24 protein-coding genes and 2 pseudogenes are annotated in these 26,680 nt (G+C 66.2%); 11 read left to right on the plus strand and 15 right to left on the minus strand.

Going from position 1 to position 26,680, the window contains the following annotated elements; genetic code table 11:
- Positions 1-262: MspA family porin (locus tag ACR2JI_RS05530; protein ID WP_526388854.1), on the plus strand; the 262-nt coding region annotated here is incomplete at its 5' end.
- 33 nt (positions 263-295) lie between these two features.
- Here the strand turns inward: ACR2JI_RS05530 and ACR2JI_RS05535 are convergent.
- From ACR2JI_RS05535 to ACR2JI_RS05560, 6 genes are read right to left on the minus strand one after another with little or no spacing between them, the layout of a single operon-like run.
- Positions 296-1,201: an SAM-dependent methyltransferase gene (locus tag ACR2JI_RS05535; RefSeq protein ID WP_526388856.1), complete on the minus strand. Its 906-nt coding sequence runs from the start codon at positions 1,199-1,201 to the stop codon at positions 296-298.
- Positions 1,202-1,217: 16 nt separating this feature from the next.
- Entirely contained in the window at positions 1,218-3,416 is a 2,199-nt protein-coding gene (locus tag ACR2JI_RS05540; RefSeq protein WP_526388923.1) for an AAA family ATPase, read from the minus strand.
- 15 nt (positions 3,417-3,431) lie between these two features.
- Positions 3,432-4,283, minus strand: coding sequence for a CDP-alcohol phosphatidyltransferase family protein (locus ACR2JI_RS05545; protein ID WP_526388858.1), 852 nt, complete (start codon positions 4,281-4,283; stop codon positions 3,432-3,434).
- A complete protein-coding gene (locus ACR2JI_RS05550; protein ID WP_526388860.1) occupies positions 4,280-4,984 on the minus strand; it encodes a phosphatidylserine decarboxylase in 705 nt (234 codons plus the stop codon). Before ACR2JI_RS05550 ends, ACR2JI_RS05545 begins: the two co-directional genes overlap by 4 nt.
- A 33-nt stretch (positions 4,985-5,017) precedes the next feature.
- A complete protein-coding gene (gene moeA / locus ACR2JI_RS05555; RefSeq protein ID WP_526388925.1) occupies positions 5,018-6,247 on the minus strand; it encodes a molybdopterin molybdotransferase MoeA in 1,230 nt (409 codons plus the stop codon).
- On the minus strand, positions 6,247-7,161 hold the full coding sequence (locus tag ACR2JI_RS05560) for an SDR family oxidoreductase (RefSeq protein ID WP_526388862.1): 915 nt from the start codon (positions 7,159-7,161) through the stop codon (positions 6,247-6,249). The genes moeA and ACR2JI_RS05560 overlap by 1 nt, the downstream gene beginning before the upstream one ends.
- Positions 7,162-7,196: 35 nt before the next feature.
- Between ACR2JI_RS05560 and ACR2JI_RS05565 the strand changes: the two genes are divergently transcribed.
- The gene (locus tag ACR2JI_RS05565) at positions 7,197-8,003 is read left to right on the plus strand and encodes an HAD-IIA family hydrolase (protein ID WP_526388864.1); all 807 of its coding nucleotides are present in this window, start codon (positions 7,197-7,199) and stop codon (positions 8,001-8,003) included.
- A 7-nt stretch (positions 8,004-8,010) separates the two neighbouring features.
- Here ACR2JI_RS05565 and ACR2JI_RS05570 read toward each other — a convergent pair.
- A pseudogene (locus ACR2JI_RS05570) lies at positions 8,011-9,708 on the minus strand (DEAD/DEAH box helicase).
- 316 nt (positions 9,709-10,024) lie between these two features.
- On the opposite strand from ACR2JI_RS05570, the gene groL reads away from it, so the two are divergent.
- The gene (gene groL, locus ACR2JI_RS05575) at positions 10,025-11,650 is read left to right on the plus strand and encodes a chaperonin GroEL (protein WP_526388866.1); all 1,626 of its coding nucleotides are present in this window, start codon (positions 10,025-10,027) and stop codon (positions 11,648-11,650) included.
- Between the two features lie 144 nt (positions 11,651-11,794).
- On the opposite strand, the gene ACR2JI_RS05580 is transcribed toward groL, so the two are convergent.
- On the minus strand, positions 11,795-12,166 hold the full coding sequence (locus tag ACR2JI_RS05580; protein WP_526388868.1) for a pyridoxamine 5'-phosphate oxidase family protein: 372 nt from the start codon (positions 12,164-12,166) through the stop codon (positions 11,795-11,797).
- A complete protein-coding gene (locus ACR2JI_RS05585) occupies positions 12,163-13,899 on the minus strand; it encodes an N-acyl-D-amino-acid deacylase family protein (protein WP_526388870.1) in 1,737 nt (578 codons plus the stop codon). Before ACR2JI_RS05585 ends, ACR2JI_RS05580 begins: the two co-directional genes overlap by 4 nt.
- A gap of 47 nt (positions 13,900-13,946) precedes the next feature.
- On the opposite strand from ACR2JI_RS05585, the gene ACR2JI_RS05590 reads away from it, so the two are divergent.
- On the plus strand, positions 13,947-14,453 hold the full coding sequence (locus ACR2JI_RS05590) for a mycothiol transferase (RefSeq protein WP_526388872.1): 507 nt from the start codon (positions 13,947-13,949) through the stop codon (positions 14,451-14,453).
- A gap of 14 nt (positions 14,454-14,467) precedes the next feature.
- A complete protein-coding gene (locus tag ACR2JI_RS05595; RefSeq protein WP_526388874.1) occupies positions 14,468-15,316 on the plus strand; it encodes a hypothetical protein in 849 nt (282 codons plus the stop codon).
- Here the strand turns inward: ACR2JI_RS05595 and ACR2JI_RS05600 are convergent.
- Entirely contained in the window at positions 15,303-17,363 is a 2,061-nt protein-coding gene (locus ACR2JI_RS05600; RefSeq protein WP_526388876.1) for a prolyl oligopeptidase family serine peptidase, read from the minus strand. The genes ACR2JI_RS05595 and ACR2JI_RS05600 overlap by 14 nt on opposite strands.
- Before the next feature lie 57 nt (positions 17,364-17,420).
- Between ACR2JI_RS05600 and adh the strand changes: the two genes are divergently transcribed.
- The 6 genes from adh to ACR2JI_RS05630 are packed head-to-tail and all read left to right on the plus strand — an operon-like array spanning position 17,421 to position 22,042.
- Complete coding sequence (gene adh / locus ACR2JI_RS05605; RefSeq protein ID WP_526388878.1) at positions 17,421-18,944, plus strand: aldehyde dehydrogenase; 1,524 nt, start codon at positions 17,421-17,423, stop codon at positions 18,942-18,944.
- A gap of 53 nt (positions 18,945-18,997) precedes the next feature.
- Complete coding sequence (locus ACR2JI_RS05610; protein ID WP_526388880.1) at positions 18,998-19,459, plus strand: DUF779 domain-containing protein; 462 nt, start codon at positions 18,998-19,000, stop codon at positions 19,457-19,459.
- 26 nt (positions 19,460-19,485) lie between these two features.
- Entirely contained in the window at positions 19,486-19,761 is a 276-nt protein-coding gene (locus ACR2JI_RS05615) for a putative holin (RefSeq protein ID WP_526388882.1), read from the plus strand.
- Positions 19,758-20,375, plus strand: coding sequence for a hypothetical protein (locus ACR2JI_RS05620; protein ID WP_526388884.1), 618 nt, complete (start codon positions 19,758-19,760; stop codon positions 20,373-20,375). The genes ACR2JI_RS05615 and ACR2JI_RS05620 overlap by 4 nt, the downstream gene beginning before the upstream one ends.
- Positions 20,376-20,380: 5 nt before the next feature.
- Entirely contained in the window at positions 20,381-21,775 is a 1,395-nt protein-coding gene (gene lpdA, locus ACR2JI_RS05625; RefSeq protein WP_526388886.1) for a dihydrolipoyl dehydrogenase, read from the plus strand.
- A complete protein-coding gene (locus ACR2JI_RS05630; protein WP_526388888.1) occupies positions 21,776-22,042 on the plus strand; it encodes a hypothetical protein in 267 nt (88 codons plus the stop codon).
- A gap of 8 nt (positions 22,043-22,050) precedes the next feature.
- Here ACR2JI_RS05630 and ACR2JI_RS05635 read toward each other — a convergent pair.
- The 5 genes and pseudogenes from ACR2JI_RS05635 to ACR2JI_RS05655 all read right to left on the minus strand — a co-directional run.
- Positions 22,051-22,358: pseudogene (locus ACR2JI_RS05635) on the minus strand (NAD-dependent succinate-semialdehyde dehydrogenase); the annotation flags it as partial.
- The gene (locus ACR2JI_RS05640) at positions 22,355-23,497 is read right to left on the minus strand and encodes an aromatic ring-hydroxylating oxygenase subunit alpha (protein WP_526388890.1); all 1,143 of its coding nucleotides are present in this window, start codon (positions 23,495-23,497) and stop codon (positions 22,355-22,357) included. The gene ACR2JI_RS05640 and the pseudogene ACR2JI_RS05635, both read right to left, overlap by 4 nt.
- A gap of 48 nt (positions 23,498-23,545) precedes the next feature.
- On the minus strand, positions 23,546-24,424 hold the full coding sequence (locus tag ACR2JI_RS05645; protein WP_526388892.1) for an ABC transporter permease: 879 nt from the start codon (positions 24,422-24,424) through the stop codon (positions 23,546-23,548).
- The gene (locus ACR2JI_RS05650) at positions 24,421-25,404 is read right to left on the minus strand and encodes an ABC transporter permease (protein ID WP_526388894.1); all 984 of its coding nucleotides are present in this window, start codon (positions 25,402-25,404) and stop codon (positions 24,421-24,423) included. The genes ACR2JI_RS05645 and ACR2JI_RS05650 overlap by 4 nt, the downstream gene beginning before the upstream one ends.
- A complete protein-coding gene (locus ACR2JI_RS05655) occupies positions 25,362-26,606 on the minus strand; it encodes a polyamine ABC transporter substrate-binding protein (RefSeq protein WP_526388896.1) in 1,245 nt (414 codons plus the stop codon). Before ACR2JI_RS05655 ends, ACR2JI_RS05650 begins: the two co-directional genes overlap by 43 nt.
- Between the last annotated feature and the right edge of the window lie 74 nt (positions 26,607-26,680).

Genomic DNA, 26,680 nt, shown 5'->3' on the forward strand with positions numbered 1-26,680 from the left:
CAATCCGCTGGGGTCGGTGATCACCCCGAACCTGTTCCCGGGTGTCTCGATCAGTTCGGATCTGGGTAACGGCCCCGGTATTCAGGAGGTTGCGACGTTCTCGGTGGATGTCGAGGGTGCGGCGGGGTCGGTGGCGGTGTCCAATGCCCACGGCACCGTGACCGGTGCCGCCGGTGGTGTGCTGTTGCGGCCCTTCGCCCGGCTGATCTCCAAGTCCGGTGACAGCGTCACCACCTACGGCGAACCATGGGACATGAAGTAGCCCGAGCTACTTCGCGGACATGAAGTAGCCGAGCTACTTCGTCAAGTATCCCTGCACGAACACGCTGCCCGGCACCGCGTCGCCGGCGTCTTCCGGTACCGGTCGCCGGTAGTGCGCAAGCAACTCCGGTGAACGGATCGCGGCGACGTCCCACCCATGCCGCCCCAGCCATTCCACGACGTCCGTCCGTGGTTCGAGGTACCAGAGCTTCTCGGTCTCTGGCACGTCCCGGCCTGCTGCTGCGGTGGCCTGCAATAGCCGGTCCCGGCGACTTTTGAGATTCACCGGGTCGAAGAACTCCGGCGTGAAGGCCTCAACCGCGATCCGGCTGCCGGCCGCACTGAGCTCGCTGATCCGCGCGAACAGCAGGTCTTGGTCGGCCGCGGACAGATAGGGCAGCAGGCCTTCGGCCAGCCAAGCGGTGGGCCTCCCAGGATCGAAGCCCTTGTCTCGTAGGGCCTTCGGCCAGTCATGACGCAGATCAATCGGAATCGGGACATGGCGGGCCATCGGCTCCGCACCATGCCGCCGCAGGACATCGTCCTTGAATTCCAGCACCTTCGGCTGATCGAGTTCGTAGACCACGGTTCCGCTGATCCAGGACAGCCGCCAGGCCCGGGTGTCCAGACCCGCCGCGAGGATCACCACCTGGTCCACACCGTGCGCGCCGGCAGTGCCGAAGAACTCGTCGAAATACTTTGTGCGGGCGGCGATATAGGCCGCCATCACCTGCATGTAGCGAACCTCAGCCAAGGTCTCCGCCGCAAACGATGACTGCCAGCCCGCCGCAAGAGCTGCCTCCACGAAAAAACCGGCGTACGGGTCGGTGAAGAGCGGGGTGCGCTGACCGGACTCAGCGGCGCGGGCTCGGGCCACGCTCAGCGCGGTCGCTCCGACGCCCTCGGTGATATCCCAGCTGTCGTCGTCGGTTCTGCTCACGGTGCCGGCCGTTTCCTCAGTGGCCGTCGGCGAACTTGCGCAGCGACTCCACCTGCGCCGGATCCAGCGACGGCCGGACCGTCTCGCGGGCTTTGGCCACATCGTCCGCGGTGACGTCGGCAGCGTCGATCGAGCGGCGCATCGCGGTCAGCGCGGCCTCCCGCAGCAGCGCCACGCAATCGGCCGCGCTGTAGCCGTCCAGGCCGGCGGCGAGTTCGTCGAGCTTCACCTCGTTGCTCAGCGGCACCGACTTCGCGGCCGTCTTGAGGATCTCGAAGCGGGCATCGGCGTCCGGGGGCTCGACGAAGACCAGCCGCTCCAATCTGCCTGGCCGTAGCAGCGCAGGGTCTATCAGATCGGGGCGGTTGGTGGCGCCGAGCACGACGACGTCGCGCAGCGGCTCGATACCGTCAAGTTCGGTCAACAGGGCGGCTACCACCCGGTCCGTCACCCCGGAGTCAGTGCTCTGACCACGTCGTGGTGCCAGTGCGTCCACCTCGTCGAGGAAGACCATCGACGGCGCGGAATCCCTTGCCCGCCGGAATAATTCGCGCACCGCCTTCTCAGAGGCGCCTACCCACTTGTCCATCAGTTCGGCGCCCTTGACGGCGTGCACGCTGAGTCGGCCGGAACTGGCCAGTGCCCGAACTACGAAGGTCTTGCCGCACCCGGGTGGTCCGTAGAGCAGAACACCGCGCGGTGGGTCGACGCCGAGACGGGCGAAGGTATCCGGATGCTGAAGCGGCCACAGCACCGCCTCGGTGAGCGCCTGTTTGGTCGCCACCATGTCGCCTACGTCCTCGAGGGTGATCGATCCGACGGCTACCTCTTCGGTGCTGGATCGGGACAGCGGACGGATCACGGTCAGCGCGCCCTTGAAGTCCTCCTGGGTGAGCTCTGGGGCCTTGCCGTCATCGCTGGCGCGGGCCGCTGCCCGCAGGGCCGCCTCTCGAACCAGGGCGGCCAGGTCGGCGCGGACGAATCCCGGTGTGCGGTCTGCGATTTCACTGAGCTCAAGGTCCTTGGCGGGCACATCTCGCAGCAGTACCTCCAGCAGTGCCTTGCGGGTGGCGCCGTCGGGAAGGCTCAACCCGAGCTCGCGGTCGCAGATATCGGGCGCGCGCAGGCGGGTATCCACCACGTCGGGTGCCTGGGAGGTTGCGATCAGCGCGACGCCGGGGGTGGCGACCGCCTTGCGCAACTCGCCGAGGATCATCGTTGCCACCGGCTCGGCCGGGGTGGGCAGCAGGGCGTCGATATCGGTGACCAGCAGCACTCCGCCGCCGTTCATGACGTCGGCCACCGCGCGGGTCACCGCCTGCTGGCGTTCATTGGCCGCCAGCGCTCCGGTGTCCGGGCCGTCGAGGTCGACCAGCCGTCGTCCGGCGCAGACGGCCCGCACCAACCGGGCCTTACCGACACCGGCCGGCCCGGTGATCAGTACCCCGAGATTGGGTTTGGCGCCCAGCTTCTCCAGAAGCTGCGGCTCGTCGAGGGCGAGCTTGAGCCATTCGGTCAGGCGCCCGGCCTGGACGTGCTGTCCTTTGAGATCCTCGATGCTGACGGGGGGTTCCTCGGGCCACTGGGTCGGCGGGCTGACCGCAGCGGTCGATCCTGTCGTCACCGCGGTGCCCGCACCGATTCCCGCGCCCCAGGTAACCGACGAGTTGGGCTGCACCGACACCGGACCCACCGGGTCGGTGCCGGTGACGGTCAGTAGTTCCGACGTCCAGGTGATCCCCACCGAGGCGGCCAGCGCCGAACTGGCCTCCGATGTCGAGGTTCCCGGACCCAGATCGCGCGGCAGCAGCGACACGGTGTCGCCCACGGTGAGCACTTTGCCCAGCAGCGCCTGCCGCAATGTCGTCGAGGTCACCGACTGGGTGGCCAGTGCCGACCCGCTCAACGTCACCGATCGGGCGCCGTAGACCGTCACCGGCGACACCAGTACGGTCGCGTCCTCCCGCAGTCCCGCATTGGACAGCGTGACGTCGTCCAGCAAGGCGGTCCCCGTCGGTGTTCCCGGCGGCGCCACCCCGGCGACGGCAGCGGTGGTTCGGGAACCCATGAGCGACACCGCATCCCATTCGCGGATGCCTAGTGCGGCGATGGCTTCCGGATGTAACCGGACCACACCGCGGCGCGAGTCGAGCGCGGCGGTGTTGAGCCGTGCGGTCAGCGTAAGGCTCGAGGCCGGCCCCGGAGGGTCGGTCATCAGGTCGGTCATGCATCAGCCTCCTGGTTTGCGCAGGCCCAGCCTGGCCGTCGATCGTCGCGGGTGCTGGGCACGGCGGATCTCCCGGCGCGCGGCCCGCCGTTGGCGCGGTTTGTTGTCCCACATCTCCGGACGGGCCGCGACCCAGCGTTGGCTGTAGACCGTGAACGGGATGATCAGCACGTAACCCGCGACGATCAGTAGGAACAGGATGTACGGGAAGAGCAGCAGTCCGGCCGCGGCCGCGGCGACCAGAATCAGCAGCAGTGGCGCCGCGTTGGCCGGTACCGAGATCCCCTTCAGCGCAAGGGTGGGAACACGACTCACCAGCAGTGCGGCGTTGGCCGCCAGCCAGACACAGACGAACCACGGTGAGGTCCACCAGCCGTGGCCGAACTGCAGCATGGCCGCCAGTGGGGCGAGTGCGCCAACCGCGCCGCACGGCGCAGGCATACCGGTGAAGTACTGCCGGGTGTAGGCCGGTTGGGTGTCGTCGTCGAGCAGTGCATTGAACCGGGCCAGTCGCAGCACGATGCACACCGCGTAGAGCAGCACGAAGATCCAGCCGATCGGCGAGGTCGGCAACAGGGTCACATAGACGACCAGGGCCGGCGCCACGCCGAAGTTGACCGCATCGGCCAGCGAGTCGATCTCGGCGCCCATCCGGGACTGGGCGTCCAGTGCCCGGGCGATACCGCCGTCAATACCGTCGAGCACTGCGGCTGCACCGATCAGGGCCAGCGCGATATGGGGGCGGCTGTCCAACGCGAACTTGATCGACGTGAGGCCGGCACAGATCGCCAGCACCGTCGTCGCGCTGGGCAGGATGCGCAGCCCGCGGCGGGACCGAAGGCGGGGGCCCGTCATGACAGGCGTGCCATAACGGTCTCTCCGGCCAGTGTCCGCTGACCCAATTCGATGAGGATCTCCGAACCCGCCGGCAGGTAGGTGTCCAACCTGGAGCCGAACCGGATCAAGCCGTAGGTGTCGCCGATGTTCACCGTGTCGCCCGCCCGTGCATCGCAGACGATGCGCCGCGCGAGAAGACCTGCGATCTGTACCACCACAACGTTGCGCCCTTCCGGTGTGCGGATCAGCACACTGTTGCGCTCATTGTCCTCACTGGCTGCCGCCAGGTCGGCGGAATGGAAACTGCCCGGCCGATGCTCGACGGCGAGCACCTCGCCTCCGACCGGCGTGCGCTGCACGTGGGCGTCGAGCAGGGACAGGAAGATGCTGATGCGCGGCACCGGATCGGGGCCCAGACCCAACTCCGCAGGCGGCGCCGCAGATTCAATCAGACACACCAGTCCGTCGGCGGGTGCGACCACCACACCCGCCCTGGTGGGTGGGGTGCGCGGCGGATGCCGGAAGAACCCGGCATTGGCGGCCGCGGCCACCAGTCCGGCCCGGCGCAGCCAGCGATGCCGGCGGCCCGCGGCGGCCACCGCGAGGGCGGCCGTGATGAAGGGGAACCCGGCGCGGTGTACCGGTGGAACGGAGGATCGCACCAGTGCCGCCAACCGCTGCGGGCCGGACTGCGCGGGAAGATCGGGGCGTCTGGCCATCCCGACGATTCTACGGTTTCCCCGAGGACCCGATCAGGACAAGTCCCACACTGTGACCTCTTGACCCGTCGACATAGCGGTGACGTCCTCGGGAATCTCCAGCAGGCAGTTCGCCGATGCCAGCCAGCGCAGGTGGTGGGAGGCCGGCGGGCCGTAGCTGGTGACGGTACCCGAGGTGGGGTCGAGCACACCCCGGCGGAATTGCCGCTTGCCCCGTGGCGATGTCAGATCCTCGGCGAGTTCTGCGGTGCGTCGGGGTCGATGCGGATCGGGCAGTCCCATCGCCGCGCGCAGCGCGGGTCGGATGAAGACCTCGAAGGACACCAGTGCGCTGACCGGGTTTCCGGGAAGCGTGATGATCGGGATGGGACTGACCGTGCCGGCCCCGCCGGCCATGCTGACCGTGCCGGCGCCCTGTGGCATACCGGGTTGCATCGCGACCTTCGCGAACTCGACGGCTCCGTCACCGAAGGCGTCCTTGACCACCTCGTAGGCGCCGGCGCTGACGCCACCGGAGGTGATGATGAGGTCTGCCCGGTTGACGTAGGTCCCGATCGCCGCCCTGAACTGGTGCACGTCGTCGCTGGTGGTGACCGTCGCCACCACGTCGGCGCCGGCCGCGCGAGCTGCAGCGGCCAGCATGATCGCGTTGGACTCGTAGATCTGTCCGGGTGCCAGAGCCGTGCCGGCTGCGATCAGTTCCGAACCCGTGGACACCACCAGCACCCGCTGCCGAGGCACCACGGTCAGCCGGGCGAGTCCGAGGGCGGCCGCAAGGCCCAGAGCCGCCGGGGTCACGACCTGACCGGCGAGCAGGACGGTGTCCCCGGTTGCCACGTCCTCGCCGGCTTTGCGGATGTGCTGCCCGGACCGCGGCGCCATCCGGATCTCGACGACCTCGCCTGGCTTGCCGGCATCGGTCTGCTCCACCGGCACGATCGAGTCCGCTCCGGACGGAACCGGCGCGCCGGTCATGATCCGGTGCGAGGTTTCAGGAGCCAGGATCAGGGGATCGGTGCGTCCAGCCGGAATGTCCTCTGCGACAAACAATTTCACGGGGTGATCGGCGTTCGCGGCAGCGACGTCCCGGGCCCGCACCGCGTAGCCGTCCATCCCCGAGTTGTCGAAAACCGGCAGCGACAGCGGGGCGGTCACGTCGGCGGCCAGGGCCAGGCCCAGGGATTCACTGAGCCCCACGGGCACGGCGGCCGCCGCGTGGATCAGGTCGGCGACGACGCGCTGATGCTCTTCGACCGTGCGCATCACACCGGATATGTGACGCCGGTGAGCTCCTCCGACACCGTCCACAGCCGGTCCTGGATCGCGGCGTCACGCGACTGTGCGCTTGACGCCGCGAGTTCGGGATAGCCGCGCATTTCGCGGAACCCGTCCGGACCCCAGTACTGACCACCCTGGACCGACGGGTCGGTGGCCGCCCGCAGCGTTGCGAGCGCGCCCACCTCGGAGGTGTTCAGGAGCCTGCCGAACAGCCAGGCCACCCCGGGCAGCTGGTAGCCCGGAATGTGGCGGCTGAGCTCGGTGGCCGCGACACCGGGGTGCGCGGCGACCGCGATCGTCTTGGCCTTGGCCACCGCCAGCCTGCGCTGCAGGCCGTAGGTGAACATCAGGTTCGCCAGTTTGGACTGGCCGTAGGAAGCCACCCGGTCGTAGCTGCGCTTCTCCCATTGCAGATCGTCGAAGTCGATCATGGCCTTGATCTTGTGGGCGATGCTCGCGACCACCACCACCCGCGAACCATCAACCGGCAGAAGGTTTTTCAGCAGCAGACCGGTCAATGCGAAGTGGCCTAGATGGTTGGTGCCGAACTGCAATTCGAACCCGTCGGCCGTATTGGATTTCGGCGGGTACATCACACCGGCATTGTTGATCAGCAGATCGATCCGCGGGTAGGCACCGGCCATCTCGGCAGCTGCCTCCTTGACCGATGTCAGTGATCCCAGGTCCAGTTTCTGCACCGTCACCTGTGCCCCCGGGGTGAGTTCGCGGATGCGGGCCGCAGCGGCCTCACCCTTGGCGGTGTCGCGCACCGCCATCACCACCTTCGCGCCGCGGGCCGCAAGCGCCCGGGCGTTGTCGAAGCCGAGGCCGGTGTTGGAACCGGTGACTATCGCCAGTCGGCCGCTTTGATCCGGAACGTCTCTCTCAGTCCATGCCATGCCTAGAAGATACGTCGGCCCTACTGTGTCAACACATGGCGGTCGGTGGAGTCCTGTTCGACATCGACGGTGTGCTGGTGACGTCCTGGCGACCCATCCCGGGAGCGGCCGAGGCGCTGCGCGTTCTGGCCGACCACAGGATCGCGTGCTCGTATCTGACCAACACCACCACCCTGACCCGCAGGCAGATCGCCGCGGCGCTGGCCGACGCCGGGATCGACGTTCGTCCGGATGAGGTCGTCACGGCCGCGGTGCTGACCGCCGACCATGTGCGCAGCCACTACCCCGGTGCGCGGTGCTACCTGATCAACAGCGGCGACGTGACCGACGATATGCCCGGCCTGGACATCGTCGAGGAGACCGGTCCGGACAACGGTGAGGCCCCCGATGTGGTGCTGCTCGGCGGCGCCGGTCCGGAGTTCACCCATCTGACACTGAGCCGGGTGTACGAGTGGATGGCTCAGGGGGTGCCGGTGGTGGCCATGCATCGCAGTACCGCGTGGCGGGCCGTCGAGGGCCTGCGCATCGACACCGGCATGTATCTGATCGGTATGGAGGAGACCTGCGGCCGAAAGGCCGTCGCTGTGGGTAAGCCCGCGCCGGCCGGTTTTCTGGCCGCCGCCGCACGCCTGGGTGTGGATCCCGACGAGATGTACATGGTCGGCGACGACCTCAACAACGACGTGCTGGCCGCTCAGGTGGTCGGGATGAACGGGGTGCTGGTGCGCACCGGGAAGTTCCGGCAGGAGACCCTGGACCGCTGGGCCGAAGACGAATTCGCGATGCAGCCCGGTCATGTCATCGATTCGGTTGCCGAACTGCCGGGACTGCTCGGGCTCTGATGCGGTGTCAGGGCCGCCAGGTTCGCAGGTTGTCGATCCGCTCCTGCAACTGCCCGCCGTTGGCGGCGGCCACCGCCGGTCCGCCACAGACCCGGCGCAACTCGTTGTGGATCCAGCCGTGAGGCTTGCCGGTGCTGTGGTGCATCGCCTAGACCAGGGTGTTGAGCTCGCGGCGTAGCTCGCGCATCTGACCGTGGGTGGTGCGCAGCGGGGCCGCATCACCGGCCGCTGAACGCAGCGCGATTTGTTCGTCCTGGCGGCGGCGCAGCAGATCACGCATCTGGTCGGGGTGCAGCAGACCGGGTATGCCGAGGTAGTCCTCTTCCTCTGCGCTGCCCGCCGGGGTGGCGGTCCCGAACGAGGCACCGTCAAAGATCACCTGGTCCAACTCCGCGTCGGACCCCAGCGATTCGAATCCGTTGTCGCCGTCGGTCGGTTCGGTGCTGCGGCGCTCTTCGGCCATGTCGTCGCCAAGTGATTCCCGGTGCGGCCTGCCCAGCACGTGATTGCGCTGCGCCTCGAGCTCGGCGGCCAGTTGGAGCAATTGCGGCACCGACGGCAGGAAGATGCTCGCCATCTCGCCGGCCTGTCGGGAGCGGACGAACCTGCCGACCGCTTGGGCGAAGAACAGCGGCGTGGACGCGCTGGTCGCGTAGACACCGACCGCCAGCCGCGGCACGTCCACCCCTTCCGAGACCATCCGCACCGCGACCAACCAGCGGCTGGTACCCGCCGAGAATTCACTGATGCGGTCCGACGATCCCGGGTCGTCGGAGAGCACCAGGGTCGGCTTCTCGCCGGTGACCGCGGTCAGCAGTCTGGCGTAGGCGCGGGCGGCTTTCTGGTCGGAGGCGATCACCATGCCGCCTGCGTCCGGGACGCCTCCTTCTCGCAGCTGGCTCAGCCGGCGGTCGGCGGCCCGCACCACCGCGGGCATCCACTCTCCGTTCGGGTCCAGGGCGGTACGCCAGGCCCGGGCGGTGTGCTCGGCCGTCAGCGGCTCACCGAGCCGCGCGGCGAACTCCTCGCCGGCGCTGTCGCGCCATCGGGCCTCCCCGGAATAGGCCAGGAACACCACCGGGCGCACCACGCCGTCGGCCAAGGCATCGGAATACCCGTAGGTGTGGTCGGCGACCGACCGCTGCAGGCCCCCGGATCCGGGGGACGTGTCGGGTTCGTAGCTGACGAACGGGATGGCGCAATCGTCGCTGCGGAACGGCGTCCCGGTCAGCGCCAGCCGGCGGGTCGCGTCGCCGAAGGCCTCCTTGATCCCGTCGCCCCAGCTCTTCGCGTCGCCGCCGTGGTGGATCTCGTCGAAGATGACCAGCGTGCGCCGGTTCTCGGTGCGCACCCGGTGCCGCATCGGGTGGCTGGCCACCTGGGCATAGGTCACCACCACCCCGTGGAAGTCGTCGGACGTCTGCGCGCGGGAGTTGGAGAACCGAGGATCCAGCGCGATCCCGGCCGTGTCGGCGGCGGCCGCCCACTGAATTTTGAGGTGTTCGGTGGGCACCACGACGGTGACTTTCTCGACGGTCCCGTCGGCCAGCAACTCGCCGGCGATCTTCAATGCGAATGCCGTCTTGCCTGCTCCAGGGGTGGCCACCAGGAGAAAATCGCGCGGCCGGGCGCTCAGATAGCGGACCAACGCCCGCCGCTGCCAGCCCCGCAAAGCCCGGGTGCTGGGCGCCTCGACTGCCCGCACCCTGGGACTCCCTCCTGATCGGATTGGACTCTAGCCCGAGCGGTTCTGACCCGGCCGCCTCGACACTCGCGGCGGCGCGTGTCGTCGGACGGCAGGACTGTTCAGCGCTTTCGCGGAGGGTGAACGGCGCCGAGGGCGTCTTGCACTCGGCATGGGAGAGTGCTAAAACTGAGGTTGGCACTCGCGATCGGTGAGTGCTAGGTCGGGACCGGTGAGACCGGAGGCCGCGCTCGCGCGGAGCACTCTCCAGTCGTCCGTCGCGGGCACTGCGCCCGGCCGAAGACGTGCAACCCCCAACCGGAGGAATCACTTCGCAATGTCCAAGATTATTGCGTACGACGAAGAGGCACGCCGCGGCCTCGAGCGGGGCCTGAACGCCCTTGCCGACGCGGTCAAGGTCACCCTCGGCCCCAAGGGCCGCAATGTTGTCCTCGAGAAGAAGTGGGGCGCACCCACGATCACCAATGACGGTGTTTCCATCGCCAAGGAGATCGAGCTCGAGGACCCGTACGAGAAGATCGGCGCTGAGCTGGTCAAGGAAGTCGCCAAGAAGACTGACGACGTCGCAGGCGACGGCACCACCACGGCCACCGTGCTGGCTCAGGCTCTGGTTCGCGAAGGTCTGCGCAACGTCGCGGCCGGCGCCAACCCGCTGGGCCTCAAGCGCGGTATCGAGAAGGCCGTTGAGAAGATCACCGAGACCCTGCTCAAGTCTGCCAAGGAGGTCGAGACCAAGGAGCAGATCGCTGCCACCGCGGGTATCTCCGCCGGCGACCAGACGATCGGCGACCTGATCGCCGAGGCCATGGACAAGGTCGGCAACGAGGGTGTCATCACTGTCGAGGAGTCCAACACCTTCGGACTGCAGCTCGAGCTCACCGAGGGCATGCGCTTCGACAAGGGTTACATCTCGGGTTACTTCGTCACCGACCCGGAGCGCCAGGAAGCCGTCCTGGAGGATCCCTACATCCTGCTGGTGTCGTCGAAGATCTCGACCGTGAAGGATCTGCTTCCGTTGCTGGAGAAGGTCATCCAGTCCGGCAAGCCGCTGCTGATCATCGCCGAGGACGTCGAGGGCGAGGCCCTGTCGACCCTGGTGGTCAACAAGATCCGCGGCACCTTCAAGTCCGTCGCCGTCAAAGCCCCGGGCTTCGGTGACCGCCGCAAGGCGATGCTGCAGGACATGGCCATCCTCACCGGTGGTCAGGTTGTCAGCGAAGAGGTCGGCCTCTCCCTGGAGACCGCCGACACCTCTCTGCTCGGCCAGGCCCGCAGGGTCGTCGTGACCAAGGATGAGACCACCATCGTCGAGGGCGCCGGAGATTCCGAGGCCATCGCCGGTCGGGTGGCCCAGATCCGTGCCGAGATCGAGAACAGCGATTCCGATTACGACCGCGAGAAGCTGCAGGAGCGCCTGGCCAAGCTGGCCGGCGGTGTTGCGGTGATCAAGGCCGGAGCTGCCACCGAGGTGGAGCTCAAGGAGCGCAAGCATCGCATCGAGGATGCGGTGCGTAACGCCAAGGCCGCCGTCGAGGAGGGCATCGTCGCCGGTGGCGGCGTGGCCCTGCTGCAGTCGGCTCCGGCGCTCGATGAGCTCACGCTCACCGGCGACGAGGCCACCGGTGCCAACATCGTGCGCGTCGCGCTCGAGGCTCCGCTGAAGCAGATCGCCTTCAACGCCGGCCTGGAGCCGGGCGTTGTCGCCGAGAAGGTTCGCAACTCCCCGGGTGGCACCGGCCTCAACGCCGCCACCAATGAGTACGAGGACCTGCTCAAGGCCGGCGTCGCCGACCCGGTCAAGGTCACCCGCTCGGCGCTGCAGAACGCGGCGTCCATCGCGGCGCTGTTCCTGACGACCGAGGCCGTTGTCGCCGACAAGCCGGAGAAGGCGTCCGCTCCCGCGGGCGACCCGACCGGCGGCATGGGCGGTATGGACTTCTAGTTTCACGACGATGCGGGCCACGTGTGGCACGCGGAGGAGTGGAACTGTCAAACACAGTCCCCTGCAAAAGAGCCCGGCCCCCTTTGGGGGTCGGGCTCTTTTGTGTCTGCGCCCCGCCGCTCGCGGGTGGTTCGCGTTAGGGGACTAGGGCTTTTTGAGGGGTACGCAGTCGTGCGGGCGCCCCGTCGGCCCAGCCGGCATATCCGCGGCGCGCCGGTGCAGCACGGCCCGCCCGGGCGTGACCTTCAACGAGCCGTCGATCAGACCGGTGCCGTCCACGATCAGCGAGTAGCCGCCGGGCGCAGCCGGTGGCCAGACGAGCGTGACGTTCGGCTGGCCTTCGATATTGCGCGACGTGGTCGTCCCAGCGACACCGACATCGAACACCCCGTCGGCGAGTACCGGCTGGACCGCGATGGTGTGTGCCCGACGGTCATCGCTGACGGTGATCAGATAGGCGAAGCTGAAATCCTTGAGGGCGCCGGCCAGTTCGTCGAGATCGACCTTGACGCTCACAGCGCCACCGGTTCCGGTTGCCGGCCGCGGATCAGCCGTCCGGGTCTGGCCGCAGTGGGCACACCGTTCTCGGCGATGACCTCCCCGGAGACGATCGTTGCGACATACCCGTCGGCGGTCTGGTCCAGCCGGCGGCCGTCGCCCGGTAGGTCGTGAACGATCACCGGCCGGTGCAGCACCAGTCCGGCGTGATCGATCACATTCAGATCGGCCTTGTAGCCCAGCGCGATCCGTCCTCGATCGGCCAGACCGGCGAGGGTGGCCGGCAACGAGCTCATCTGGCGCACCGCCTCAGCAACGCTGAGCCGCCCCGTTGCCCGGTCCCGCGCCCAGTGCGCGAGTACGAAGGTGGGATAGCTTGCATCGCAGATCATTCCGTAGTGCGCACCACCATCGCCGAGGCCCAGCACCACATCATCGCGGCGGATCAGTTCGCCGACGGTGTCCAGCGAATTGTTCTCGAAGTTGGCCAGCGCCACCAGCATCATCGCGTGGCCGTCATCATCGAGTAACCGGTCATAGGCCTCCTCGATGGGACTCACGCCCCGGGCGCGGGCCCGGGCCAGGATGCTGTCGTCGGGGGACGGCTCGTAGTTGGCCGGCTCGGTGAATGGGAAGATCCACTCCCATGCCTGCGCGAAGTACATGAACGGATGTCCCTCGCCGGGCGTATCGGCCAGGATCTTCTCCCGCACTTCGGGTTTGCGCATCTCGGCCACCCGCTCGGCCAGCGGAAGATCGGCGATCCCCTGGTAGCTCGGGTACAGCACGAACGGATTCGCAGTCAACTCCAAGCCGATCACGAGGCCGATCGGCCGGGCGAACACCTGCGCGGTGATCTGGCCTCCGGCGGCGTTGAACTTCTCGATCAGGTTCACAGCTCCGGGCCAGATCGGATCGCCGGAGTTGCCGGTCGTCAGGGTGAATGTGACCGGCAGGCCCGCATCGGTGGCCACTTCGAACACCTGCTGTAGCACCCGCTCGTAACCTCCGGCCGGGAGATCCGGGATGAATTGCAGCAGCCCACCCCCGGCGTCGGCCACACCGCCGGCGATCGCCGAGATCTCCTCGTAGGCAGCGTCATACGACGGGATCAGGTCACCGCTTCCGGTCTTGTGGAAGGCGAATCGCGACGATGACACACCGAGAGCGCCGACCTCGATCGCCTCGGCGGCCAGCTTGCGCATCAGCGCCAGATCCTCCGGTGTCGCCGGCTCCCGGTCCGCGCCGCGCCGGCCCATCACGTACACCCGCAGCGGCGAATGCGGCAGGTAGGCAGCGACGTCGATATCGCGGCGCCGCGACTCCAGCGCGTCGAGATACTCCGGAAAGGTCTCCCAGTCCCAGGGCAGCCCGTCGGTCATCACGACACCCGGAATATCCTCCACTCCGGCCATCACGTCGACCAGCACCTCGTGGTCCTCGGCGCGGCACGGGGCGAAGCCGACGCCGCAGTTGCCCATCAGTGCGGTGGTGACGCCGTGCGCCGAGGACGGTGTCAGCCGTTCCGACCAGATCGCCTGCCCGTCGTAGTGGGTGTGCAGATCGACGAACCCGGGCGTGACGAGCAGTCCTGTGGCGTCGATCTCTCGTGCGCCGGCGCCGTCGATGGATCCCAGCGCAACGATCACGCCATCGGAGACGGCGACGTCACCTCGGTACGGATCACCACCCAGACCGTCGACGATGGTGCCGTTGCGGATCACGAGGTCGAACGAGTCACGACTGCCCATGAGTGTCAGATTACGTGGCGCCGGACCTACCGCGTAGCGTCAAAATCATGGCCGATGCCGCGCGGGAGATACTGCGTGACTCGTTCACCAGGCTCATCGAGCACGTGGACGGGATCACCGAGGGTTTGACCGACGATGTGTCGTCCTACCGACCGACTGCGGGCGCCAACAGCATCGCCTGGTTGGTCTGGCACAGCGCCCGCATCCAGGATGCGCAGGTTGCCCATATCGCCGGGATCGATCAGGTGTGGTTCAGCGTCGGCTGGGTGGACCGATTCGCCCTCGATCTGCCCCGGGACGCGCATGGCTACGGCCACACCGCCGAGGAGGTCGGAAAGGTCCACGCACCCGCCGAACTCCTGGCCGGCTACTACCACGCCGTCCACAAGATGACGCTGGAGTACATCGCGGGTGTCACCGACGCTGAACTCGCCCGCATCGTCGACGAGAACTGGGAGCCGCCCGTGACAGCGAGCGTGCGACTTGTCAGCATCGTCGACGACTGCGCACAACACCTGGGGCAGGCGGCCTATATCAAGGGGATCGCACCCTGAAAGGTCGGACTCTGATGCGCTCGGCGGCGACGGTGTTGATGTGGGTGATCACCACAGTGCTGCTGGCTGTGGCATTACCGGCGGCGTGGGTGCAGTTGCATATCGTCGACCGCGCCGGTTACAGCGGCCTTGCGCGTCAGGCCGCCGCAAACCCGGAGCTACAATCGGCGATGGCGGGCGAGCTCACGGCGCAGGTGGGCCGGCTGAGTGCTTCCGCCGACTCAACGGTGGTCAGCCCGATCTCCCGGGCCTACACCGCCAGCTCCAGCTTTCCAGTCCAGTTCGGCCAGGCCAACGCGTTTGCGCATCGCTGGCTGTTCACCGATACCGTCGGTTCTGACCTCGACGCACAGGGGCGTTGGGTGATCGACTTCGCCCCGATGCTTTCGGACGCAGCGTTCACTCAGACACTGAGTGATTACTCCATCACTGTGCCGTCTGCTGTACCGATCCCGGTGACCGATGCAGCGCCGGCAGCGCTGCGACCGGGTGCGCTGCGCGATGTCGGCATGTGGTGGCCGTGGGCCACCATAGGAATCGGGGTGCTCGCCGCGTGCAGCGCGGTGCTGATGCTCTACGCCGCGCCCGGGCGCGGCAAGGCATTGGCCGCGCTGGGGGTTTCGGCCCTATTGGTGGGTGGTACTGGTTGGGGTGCAATCGAATTCGGGCAGCGCTACCTGAACCGCGCTCTTAATGGAACCTCCGGCACACTCCGAACTGTCGCTGATGTCTTGGTAGCAACCGCGCAGGCCAGCATGCACCAATGGCTGACCGTGACGCTGATCGTCGGCGGCGGACTGGTGGTTGTCGGGGTGATCGTCTCGCTGCTGAGTGGTCTGAGCCGACCGGTCAACGATCGCTGAGTACCCGATGCAGGAATGAGAACGCCAGCGCGGACTTGAACGCAGTTTGAGCGTTGTCGGCGGCACCGGCATGGCCGCACTCGATGTTCTCGTAGTACCAGATCTTGTGGCCGGCCTGCTCCAGTGCCGCGGTCATCTTGCGGGCGTGCCCGGGATGCACGCGGTCATCGCGGGTGGACGTCGTCATCAGCACCGGGGGGTAGGCCTTGTCGGCGCTGATGTTCTGATACGGCGAATACTCCGAGATGAACGCCCACTCCTGGGGGTCATCGGGGTCGCCGTACTCGGCCACCCAGGAGGCGCCGGCCAGCAGCAGATGAAACCGCCGCATGTCCAGTAGCGGAACTTGACAGACCAGCCCGCCGAACAATTCCGGGTACTTGGTCAACATGATTCCCATCAACAGCCCGCCGTTGCTGCCGCCCTGGGCGCCCAACTGCGCCGCCGTGGTGATGTCCCGGGCGACGAGGTCGCGGGCGACCGCGGCGAAGTCCTCGGCCACCTTGTGCCGACCGCCGCGCACCGCCTGGGTGTGCCAGCCCGGCCCGTACTCACCGCCGCCGCGGATATTGGCCAGTACATAGGTACCGCCGCGGGCCAGCCAGAGCCGGCCCAGCACGCCGCCGTAGCCGGGAGTCTGGGCCACTTCGAACCCGCCGTAGCCGCCGAGCAGCGTCGGCCCAGGCCCCGCATCGCGGCGACCCACCACGAAATACGGGACTCGAGTGCCGTCGTCGGAGTGGACGAAGTGCTGCTCGACGTCCAGTCCGGCCGCATCAAAGAACGACGGGGCCGACTTGATCGGCGTCAGCGGCCCGCCCGCGGTTCCGTGCAGCAATGTGGAGGGTGTCAGGAACCCGCTGGAGTCCAGGAAGATCTCGTCGCCGGTGTCGTCGGTTGCGACGATCACCGTGTTCCGGAGGGCAGGAGCGTATTGACCCGGGTTCTCAGCGGAGCCGGCCGCGCGGCCGGCCACCGGCTCACGGGTCCAGCTGCCGGGGGTGACGATCTCCACGCGGCTGGCGACATCGGCCAGCGTGATCATCACCAGACGGTCCCGCGTCCAGGCGTACTGGTGCAGGCAGGTCCGTGCGTCCGGGGCGAACACCACGCTCAATTCGGCCGTGCCGTCAAGGAACTGTTCGTAGTTCGCGGCCAGTAGCGAGCCTGCCGGATAGACCTCGTTGGCACCGGAAACCGTCGAGCGGTGCCAGTCGGTGCGCAATTCGATCAGCAGCCAGTCGCGGTGCACCGAGATGCTGGCGTCGGTCGGGGCGTCGACGTGCACCAGTTCGCCGGCCCGCAACTGGAAGACCTGATCGTTGTAGAAATCCACTGCCCGGTAGATCAGGGTGCGTTCGTAACCGGGGGTGCGGTCCACCCCGGCGGTCACGGCCACGTCGGTTACTGAACCGGCGAACAGCATGGTGGCCTGCTCCAGTGGCTCACCGCGCCGCCAACGCTTGACGATCCGGGGGTAGCCCGACTCGGTGAGCGAGTCCGGACCGAAGTCGGTGCCCACCAGGACGGTGTCGTGGTCCTCCCAACTGACCCGCGACTTCGCCTCGGCAAGCTCGAATCCATTTTTGACGAAAGACCTTGTCCGCATATCGAATTCGCGCACCACGGTGGCATCCGAGCCACCCGGGGAAAGCGCGATCAGAGCCAGCGTGTGGTCGGGTTCGATCACGTCGGCGCCGCCCCACACCCAGCTCTCCCCGTCAGCCCTGGCCAACTCGTCGACGTCGATCACGACGTCCCAGTCCGGGGTGTCGGTCCGGTAGCTCTCCAGCGTGGTGCGACGCCACAGCCCCCGGGGGTTGGTCGCGTCCCGCCAGAAGTTGTAGAGGTATTCGCCGCGGCGGCGGACATAGGGGATCCGGGTATCGGTGTCGAGCACCTCGAGCGCCTCGGTCCGCATCCGTTCGAAGTGCTCGTCACTGAACTCGGCGGTGGTGGCGTCATTGCGCTTTCGGACCCAGTCCAGAGCGTTGTCGTCATCGATGTTCTCAAGCCACAGATACGGGTCTTCGACCATGCCCGCCATTGTCGTCCTAGAGGTAGTGTGAGCTGCGTCTCAATCGTTGCACGCCAGGAGTCGCACATGACCGTTTACGCACGCCCCGGGACCTCGGGCTCCTTGATGGCCTTCCAGAGCCGCTATGACAATTTCATCGGTGGGCAGTGGGTGCCGCCGGTGGAGGGTCAGTATTTCGAGGCGTTGTCGCCGGTGAATGGGCTGCCGTTCTGTGAGGTGGCGCGTTCGACGGCTGCTGATGTCGAGTTGGCTCTCGACGCCGCCCATGCTGCGGCTCCGGCCTGGGGGAAGACCTCGGTTGCGGAGCGGTCGGTGATCTTGAACAAGATCGCTGATCGGATCGCGGAGAATCTGGAGCAGATCGCGCTCGCCGAGTCCTGGGATAACGGCAAGCCGATCCGCGAGACCCTGAATGCCGATATTCCGCTGGCCGTGGATCATTTTCGGTATTTCGCGGGTGCGATCCGCGCTCAGGAGGGGTCGCTGTCGGAGATCGATGACGACACCGTGGCGTATCACTTCCATGAACCCCTGGGTGTGGTGGGACAGATCATTCCGTGGAACTTCCCGATCCTGATGGCGGTCTGGAAGCTCGCGCCCGCGTTGGCCGCCGGCAACGCGGTGGTGCTCAAGCCGGCTGAGCAGACCCCGGCCTCGATCATGTATCTGGTCTCATTGATCGCCGATCTGTTGCCCGATGGTGTGGTCAACGTGGTCAACGGTTTCGGGGTCGAGGCGGGCAAGCCGTTGGCGTCGAGCAATCGGATCGCCAAGATCGCGTTCACCGGGGAGACCACCACCGGCAGGCTGATCATGCAGTACGCCTCCCAGAATCTGATTCCGGTGACCTTGGAGTTGGGTGGTAAGAGCCCGAACATCTTCTTCTCCGATGTGCTGGCGGCCAACGACGACTTCCAGGACAAGGCACTGGAGGGCTTCACGATGTTCGCCCTCAATCAGGGCGAGGTCTGCACGTGTCCGTCGCGGTCGTTGGTGCAGTCCGATATCTACGACGAGTTCCTGGCGATGGCGGCGATCCGCACCAAGGCGGTTCGTCAGGGCGATCCGTTGGATACCGAGACGATGGTCGGAGCGCAGGCCTCCAACGATCAGTTCGAGAAGATCCTGTCCTATATCGAGATCGGCAAGAGTGAGGGCGCCACGGTGATCACCGGTGGTGAGCGCGCCGATCTGGGTGGGGACCTCTCCGGCGGGTATTACGTGCAGCCGACAATCTTCGCCGGCGACAACAGCATGCGGATCTTCCAGGAGGAGATCTTCGGGCCCGTGGTCTCGGTGACATCGTTCACCGACTACGACGACGCCATCCGGATCGCAAACGACACCCTCTACGGTCTCGGTGCGGGTGTGTGGAGCCGCAACGGCAATGTGGCGTACCGGGCCGGGCGCGATATCAAGGCCGGCCGGGTGTGGACCAACTGCTATCACATGTATCCGGCGCATGCGGCCTTCGGCGGGTACAAGCAATCCGGTATCGGCCGGGAGAATCACAAAATGATGCTCGACCACTACCAGCAGACCAAGAACCTGTTGGTGTCCTACAGCAACAAGGCCCAGGGGTTTTTCTGATGAGCGCTTGCGCGAAGAGCAATGGTTTCTGATGAGCGCTTGCGCGAAGAGCAATGGTTTCTGATGAGCGCTTGCGCGAAGAAGGTCAGGTCCTGATAGCGCCGCCACGGGTCATGATCACCGAGGCTGCCGCCGAACTGCTGCACCGTCTGCAGGATCGGAACGGCCCGGTGATGTTCCACCAGTCCGGCGGCTGCTGTGACGGCTCTTCACCGATGTGCTATCCGGATGGTGAGTTCATCGTCGGGGACCGCGACGTCCTGCTCGGTGTGCTCGACGGCGCCCCGGTGTGGATCTCCGGCCCGCAGTTCGAGGTCTGGAAGCACACCCAGGTGACCATTGACGTGGTGCCGGGCCGGGGCGGCGGCTTCAGCCTCGAAGCTCCCGAGGGGGTCCGTTTCCTGATCCGCGGCCGGGCCTTCACCGCCGCGGAATTGGACGCGCTGAACGCCGCGCCACCGCCGACCGGGGCTGAAATAGCAGCTCGGCGCGCCGAAGTGGGTCCGCCTAAGTAGCGCAGCCACCGGATATCGTCACAATCGTGATTCCCCTTCCCCGGGGCTGGCTGCTTACTAGCGCGTTGCTCCTCGGCGTCGTCGCCGGCCAGATCGCGGCCATCGTCGCCAAACTCGCCGTCGACGCGACCGTCCGTCCGGACGTCGTCGTCGCCTCGGTGATCGGTGTGCCGAGTGTGCTGGGGCTGCTGCTCATAGCGTGCTCAGGCCGTCGTTGGGTCACCACGGCGGGTGCATTCATCCTCGCGATGGCCCCGGGCTGGCTGTCGGTGCTGCTACTCGTCCAGGTGGTGTCGGAGTGACTGATACGCATGCCCCGGCGACCGGACCGTTGACGCCGATGTTCGACACCGGCGTGCAACCCACCGCCTCGCCGGGCACCGAACCGCACGCGGCGCCGATCTTCGACACCGGCCCGCATCCGGAGCCGTTGCGAGCCCTGGGTTCGGAATCTGCTGCTGAACCTGAACTCGAGCCGCATCCCTCGGCGCCACAGGCCTTCAGCGAGCTCGGCACCGACGACACCGACGCGTTTCTACGTGCGTTCGCCGGGCACGCGGTACCCGTCGCGGTGCCGGCGCAACCGGTCGAGGTGCCCGGGTCCTACCAGTTCGTCGGGCGCTGGAGATTCGCTCTGATCCTCGCCGGGGTGTGGGTGGTCTCGACGGCCGCGGGCCTGGGCTTCTACTACTGGTGGTACACCGCACCGAACAAGACCCTGCCGGTGCTGGGCATCCTGCTGTACCTGGGCGCGTGCATGGTGGCCGCCATCCTGGTCTCGTTGGTGCCCGACCGGCCCCAGGTGAGTGCCCTGGCAATGGCCCTGATGGCGGCCCCGCTGGCCTCGACGGCGGCTGCCGCCGTTCTGCATGGCGCGTATTACTTCGAATGGATCGCCCGCCCAGTAATAGGGTAGGCGGCGTGACTCACTTTGATGTCGTCGTCCTCGGCGCCGGCCCCGGCGGTTACGTCGCTGCCATCCGCTGCGCACAACTGGGCCTGAATACCGCCATCGTCGAACCGCAGTACTGGGGTGGTGTCTGTCTCAACGTCGGTTGCATCCCGTCCAAGGCGCTGCTGCGTAACGCCGAGCTGGCGCACATCGTCACCCAGGAGGCGGCGACGTTCGGCATCAGTGGGCAGGCGACCTTCGACTACGGGGTCGCCTTCGACCGCAGTCGCACGGTCGCCGACGGCCGGGTCGCCGGCATTCACTACCTGATGAAGAAGAACAAGATCACCGAGATCAGCGGCTACGGCCGGTTCACCGACGCCAGCACGATCGTGGTGGATCTCAACGACGGCGGCACTGAGACCGTTACGTTCACCAACGCCATCATCGCCACCGGCAGCAGCACCCGGTTGATCCCAGGCACCGCGTTGTCGACGAACGTGGTGACCTACGAGGAGCAGATTTTGACCCGGGACCTACCGGGGTCGATCATCATCGCCGGCGCGGGTGCGATCGGTATGGAATTCGCCTACGTCATGAAGAACTACGGCACCGACGTCACCATCGTCGAGTTCCTGCCGCGCGCACTGCCCAACGAGGATGCCGAGGTCTCCAAAGAGATCGAGAAGCAGTACAAGAAGCTGGGCGTGAAGATCCTCACCGGCACCAAGGTGGAGTCGATCACCGATGACGGCTCCCAAGTCACCGTGGTCATCAGCAAGGACGGCAAGACAGAGGAACTCAGGGCCGACAAGGTCATGCAGGCCATCGGCTTCGCTCCGAACGTCACCGGTTTCGGGCTGGAGGCCGCCGGTGTTGCACTGACCGACCGTGGCGCGATCGCCATCGATGACTACATGCGCACCAACGTGGCGCACATCTACGCCATCGGTGATGTCACCGCGAAACTGCAGCTTGCCCACGTCGCCGAGGCGATGGGCGTGGTGGCGGCCGAAACCATCGGCGGCGCAGAGACTTTGACTCTGGGCGATTACCGGATGATGCCTCGTGCCACCTTCTGCCAGCCGCAGGTGGCCAGTTTCGGACTAACCGAGGAGCAGGCCAAAGCGGAGGGTTACGACGTCAAGGTGGCCAAGTTCCCGTTCAGTGCCAACGGCAAGGCGCACGGATTGGCGGACCCCACTGGCTTCGTCAAGGTGATCGCCGACGCCAAGTACGGCGAGCTGCTCGGTGCGCATTTGATCGGACCCGACGTATCCGAGCTACTGCCTGAGCTGACACTGGCGCAGAAGTGGGATCTGACGGTCAACGAGTTGGCCCGCAACGTGCACACCCACCCGACGCTGTCGGAGGCCCTGCAGGAGTGCTTCCACGGCCTCACCGGCCATATGATCAACTTCTAAATGCCGGTAATCGTTGCCGGGGTGGGCGGGGTGATCCTCGGCCACATCATCTGGTTGATCGGCATCTCGATGGCCCGGGCATCCTCGTCGGGGAGCGTGTGGGTGCTGCTCTTCTCGGCGCTGTTTCTACTCGGTGGCTCATTGGCGATCTACCAGTCGTGGCAGAGCTACCAGAGTAAGCAGTGGACGTGGGCTGCGTTCCTGGCCGGGTTGGCGGTATCGCCGGTGCTGTTCACCATCGTCGCGCTCGGGGTGACCTACCTGTAGCCCTGTTAGTAGGGGTGGTTCCACGGCATGCTGCCCAGCAGCATCCCAACCGGTATGCGCCGCACCAGCGCGGTACCTTGGCCGTCGAGCAGCGCGATGGGTTCGTCCGCCAGGAAACGCTCCGCGTTAGCGACGTAATACTGATAGATGGCGGCACTGAAATCCACCTCGCCCAGGGCGGAGTCGACGTGGCAGAGAAGCCCCTGTATGCGCGAGTGGCCGCGGACAGCGCGCGGTCCATCTCTGAGTCGGTGGCGGTCGGGTATTACTGAATCACTTCACCGGTCGCCGGGTCGATCACCGCGTACAGACTCATGACTGCCCCGCGTAGGCCCTCGCCACGCGAGTGACGAATTGGTAGACGCCCTCCTCCTCGGGTGCAAGTGGGCCCGGTTGGGCGTGCGGTGAGCTGAGTCCGCGCTGGACGGACTCACAGGCCGTCCAGTCCTGCCGATTGGTGAGATCCCAGAAGTCCACCGCGTAGGACGGGTCGAAGCCGGGCTGTTCGACGGCATCCTTCGGAAATGCCCAGGCACATTCGACATGAGTGCGGTCCACCGCCAGTGGTGTCATCCGGTGCGTCATCACGTAGTCGGGGTGCAGGCTGACCAGCAGGTTGGGAAAGCCGACCAGATACATCACGGTGCGCAGTTCCTGCTCGGACAATCCCTTGATCGCCACGCCGCCGCTACGTCCGGAGAGCGACATCGTCTCGGCCTCGTCGATCAGGAACATGGAGCCGCCCATCCAATTGCCGGACAGCTCGACGTTGTCACCGCTGGTCGGCGGACTGATCCTCGACAACTCGGGATGAATCGTCGAACAGTGGTAGCACTCCTGGTAGTTCTCGGCGATGACCTTCCAGTTGGTGGCGAGTTCGTAGGAGTGCCGCGCGACGATGGTCAGATCCTCAGGCCGGTAGGGGCTGATGATGTCCTCGGTCGCTGCGACATGCTCGACGAAGTCGGTGTCCTGGCCGCTGGGATCGACGAAAAGCCAACCGTGCCAGTCAACGAGCCGAAGCTCGGTCAGTCCGAACTCTGCGGGGTCGAGGTCATCGAAGCCGGGCGCTTTGCGTAGTTCCCCGTTGAGTTTGAACGACCACGAGTGATACGGGCAGATAACCCCGCGCCGCTTGGTGCTGGCGCCGCAGGGGAGCAACTCATGCCCGCGATGGCGGCAGACGTTGGCGAATGCACGCACCGCACCGTCATCGCCCCGGACCAGCAGGACGCCGTTGGCGCCGGAGTCGACTGCGCGTTGGGCGCCGACGCCGTCGAGATCACTCGCATGACCGACGCAGTGCCAGCCGGCGAAGATGTTGCGCTGCTCCCACTCGAAGACTTTCGGGTCAACGTAGGCCTCGCGCGGCAGCATGCGTGACATGCCGAACGGCGCCAGCGAAGCGGCGAGTCCATCGGCGGGGACCGGAGCGGGTTCGAACTGTTTGAACACCCAGTCAAGGGTAGTCCGCTCTGTGGTCGCGGTCCAGCCTCGAGCCGATCAGGCCTCGCCTGCGAACCCGGCGATACCGCGGTCTGCGGTGCTGTCGCCACGGGTCAACCGGCGATAGACCAGATAGCCCACGGTGACGGCCAGAAGAGCGGCGAGGAGCAGCAGGGTGGCCAGCGCATTGAGTGCCGGGGTAGGTGCGGCGCGAGCGGTGTTGTAGATCTTCACCGAGACCGGTTCGGTTGAGGAATTGCCGGACAGGTATCGCACCAGGACGAAGTCGTCGATCACATCGGCGAACACCAGCACGGTGCTCGCGAATATCGCCGGTAGCAGCATCGGCAACGTGACCCTGCGCAGCGCCGCCAGGGGAGAGGCACCCAGATCCATTGCGGCCTCTTCGTATTGGTTGCCGATCGTGGCCAGGCGTGCTCGGACCAGCACTGCCGGGTAGGCGATCTGGAATGTCACCAGGCCGAGCACCTGCGCCCCGGTGCCCAAGCCGATCGGTAGCGACAACGATGTCACGACGAACAGCAGTGCCACGGCCAGCAGCACCTCAGGCAGGACGAACGAAACCAGCATGAGGATGTTCGCCCCGGCGGGTAGCCGGCCTCGCCAGCGATCGATCCCGATGGCGAACATCACCCCGAGCGGAACCGTGATCAGCGTGGTGATCAGGCCCAGTTTCAAGGTCTGCAGCAGAGCGGTGTGCAGTGCTGCGTCGTGCCAGACCGACTTGGCCGGATCGCCGAAGTACCAGCGGGTCGAGAATCCCTGCCAGACCGTGCGTGATCGTCCGTCGTTGAAGGAGAAGACCACGGCGATCAGCACCGGGATCAGCGACCACGCCAGATATCCCAGAGTGACCGCAACGAGGATTCGGGGTGGCCGCCAGGGGTCGTTCCACCACGCGACCGGACCCCTCACGACGACACGTCTCCGCGAGAGGTGACCCGCACGTAATAGAACATCGGCAGGACGGCGACCACCAGGACCAGCATCACCAGTGCTCCGGCCTGACCGGTCTGCCCGGGGGACTGCACGCTGTCATTGATCAGGTTGCCCACCATCGCAGTCTTCGGCGATGCGGACAGCATGTCGGAGGTGAAATAGTCACCGAGCATCGGCAGCGAGGTCAGCAGGACCGCGGCCACGATGGTGGGCCGGCACATCGGAAGAGTGACGCGCCAGAACGACGCGAACCGGCTGGCGCCGAGGTCGCGAGCCGCCTCCAGGGTCGCCTGCGGGAGGCGGTCCAAACCGGCATACAACGGCAGGATCATGTACGCCACGTACCCGTAGACCAGCCCGAGTACGACAACCACCGGTTGGCCGGTCAGCCAGTGAGTCCGGACGTCGAACACCCCGCCCAGGCTGAACAACCGGTTGACCAGTCCGTCGTCCTGCAACAGGTTGACCCAGGCCAGCATCCGCATCATGTAGCTGATCCAGAACGGTGCGATCAAGGCTGCCAGTAGCAGTCCTTTCCATCTCCCAGACAACCGGGCGGTGTAGTAGGCAACCGGGAAGGCCAGTAACAGGCACAACAGCCCGGCCAGCACGACATAAACTGCGGTCCGAAGCAACGCCGGGCCGAAGATGCCGTCAGTACCGGCGATATGACTCAGCACATAGTTGAACTGAGATGAGTTCCACTGCAGTGGATTCCACACCGGAACCGCGGTGCGGAAGATCGGATCGGTCCTGCCGAAGACGATGGCCAGCACCACATAGAGCGGGGCAAGGAAGAACAACAGCAGCCATACGATGCCGGGCAGAGCCAGCAGTGGACCGAGCGCGCCACCCCGCGCCCGCTTCGACCGCGGCTTCGCTTGCGCCGCAACCTCGCTCAGCGTCACCGCGGTCAGGATCCCCCAGCCTTGAACGCCCGCCAGACGTTGTGCCACGCCGCGTCGTTCGCAGGATCGAGTTCGAGCATCCGATAGCCGACGTCGAAGTACTCCGGTCGCACGATTGCCGACTTGATGTTTTCGGCGACGAACCCGTCGGTGACCAGGGAATCCGGGTTCATCGAGACCTGGGGCGGCTGGTAACCGATCTGCTTGAAGTTCTGCTTTGCGGACTCGGTCTCCAGCATGTGGTTGATGAACATGTGCGACAGGACCGGGTTCTTACCCCCACGCAAAATCACCATCAGGTCGTTGTCCACCAAACCTTTTCCGTCGGCGGGGAACCAGTACCGCAGGACATCGGCCGTAACGCCCTCGGGCAGGTAGTTCTGCGCGTTGATGATGTCGCCGGACCACATCTGCGTCAGGCCGATCTGACCGGTGGGCACATCGGTGTACATCGTGATCGTGACCTTCGGCGAGGTCGCCGCGACCAGGGCGGTCAGCTGCTCACCGACTATCTTGAGATCCGCGGCAGATGAGGTATTCACGTCGGTGATGCCGGACTTGAGCAATACCATCGACATCGCGGTGTGCCAGTCGTCGATCACAGCCGTCTTGTTCTTGTAGGCCGGATCCCACAGCGACTCATAGGGATTGCTCAGCGCACCGATGTCAGCGGGTACGGCGGTGTTATTCCAGCCGATGCCCGTGGTGTAGACGGTGTAGGGCGTGGTGTAGCGCCACTCCTGGTCGTACCAGGGGTTGGTGAACACCGGCCAGACGGTCTTGATGTTGGGGATGTAGCTGTGGTTCAGGGGTCGCAACAGCGATCCATTCACCAGCTTTCCGATCTGGTCATAGCTCGGGAAGAAGATGTCGTAATCGACACTGCCGGCACGGATCTTGGTGATGGCCTCGTCGGTGTCGTTGAACGTCGAGACCTGAACAGTGGTGCCGTACTTCTCCTGGAACGACTTGATGACGTCCGGGGAGACATAGTCGGCATAGCTGTACAGCTGCAGCGTCGCGGCCTTCTCCGGGGCAAGACCGTCGGCGATCGGCGCATTGTCCTTCGCGATGTCCCAGGTGGCGGGTTTGTCCGGTGACGCGATCTTGATGCTCGGCGCCGACGATGTCTGATCGGCCTTGGCGCAGGCATTAAGAAACGCCATCAGCGCCGGCGTTCCGCCCGCCAGGAGTGCGGCGCGCTGCAGAAACTGCCGGCGACTCGGACCGGGTCGGTGGGGAGTTGGCATGTGGGCCTCCGGAGTCGCGAGGGTGATCGGTATCAGGACTCTCGCACACTTGGGTCGGCGACGCCCTGGGTTGC

Source organism: Mycobacterium sp., from assembly GCF_051006775.1.
Classification (GTDB): domain Bacteria; phylum Actinomycetota; class Actinomycetes; order Mycobacteriales; family Mycobacteriaceae; genus Mycobacterium.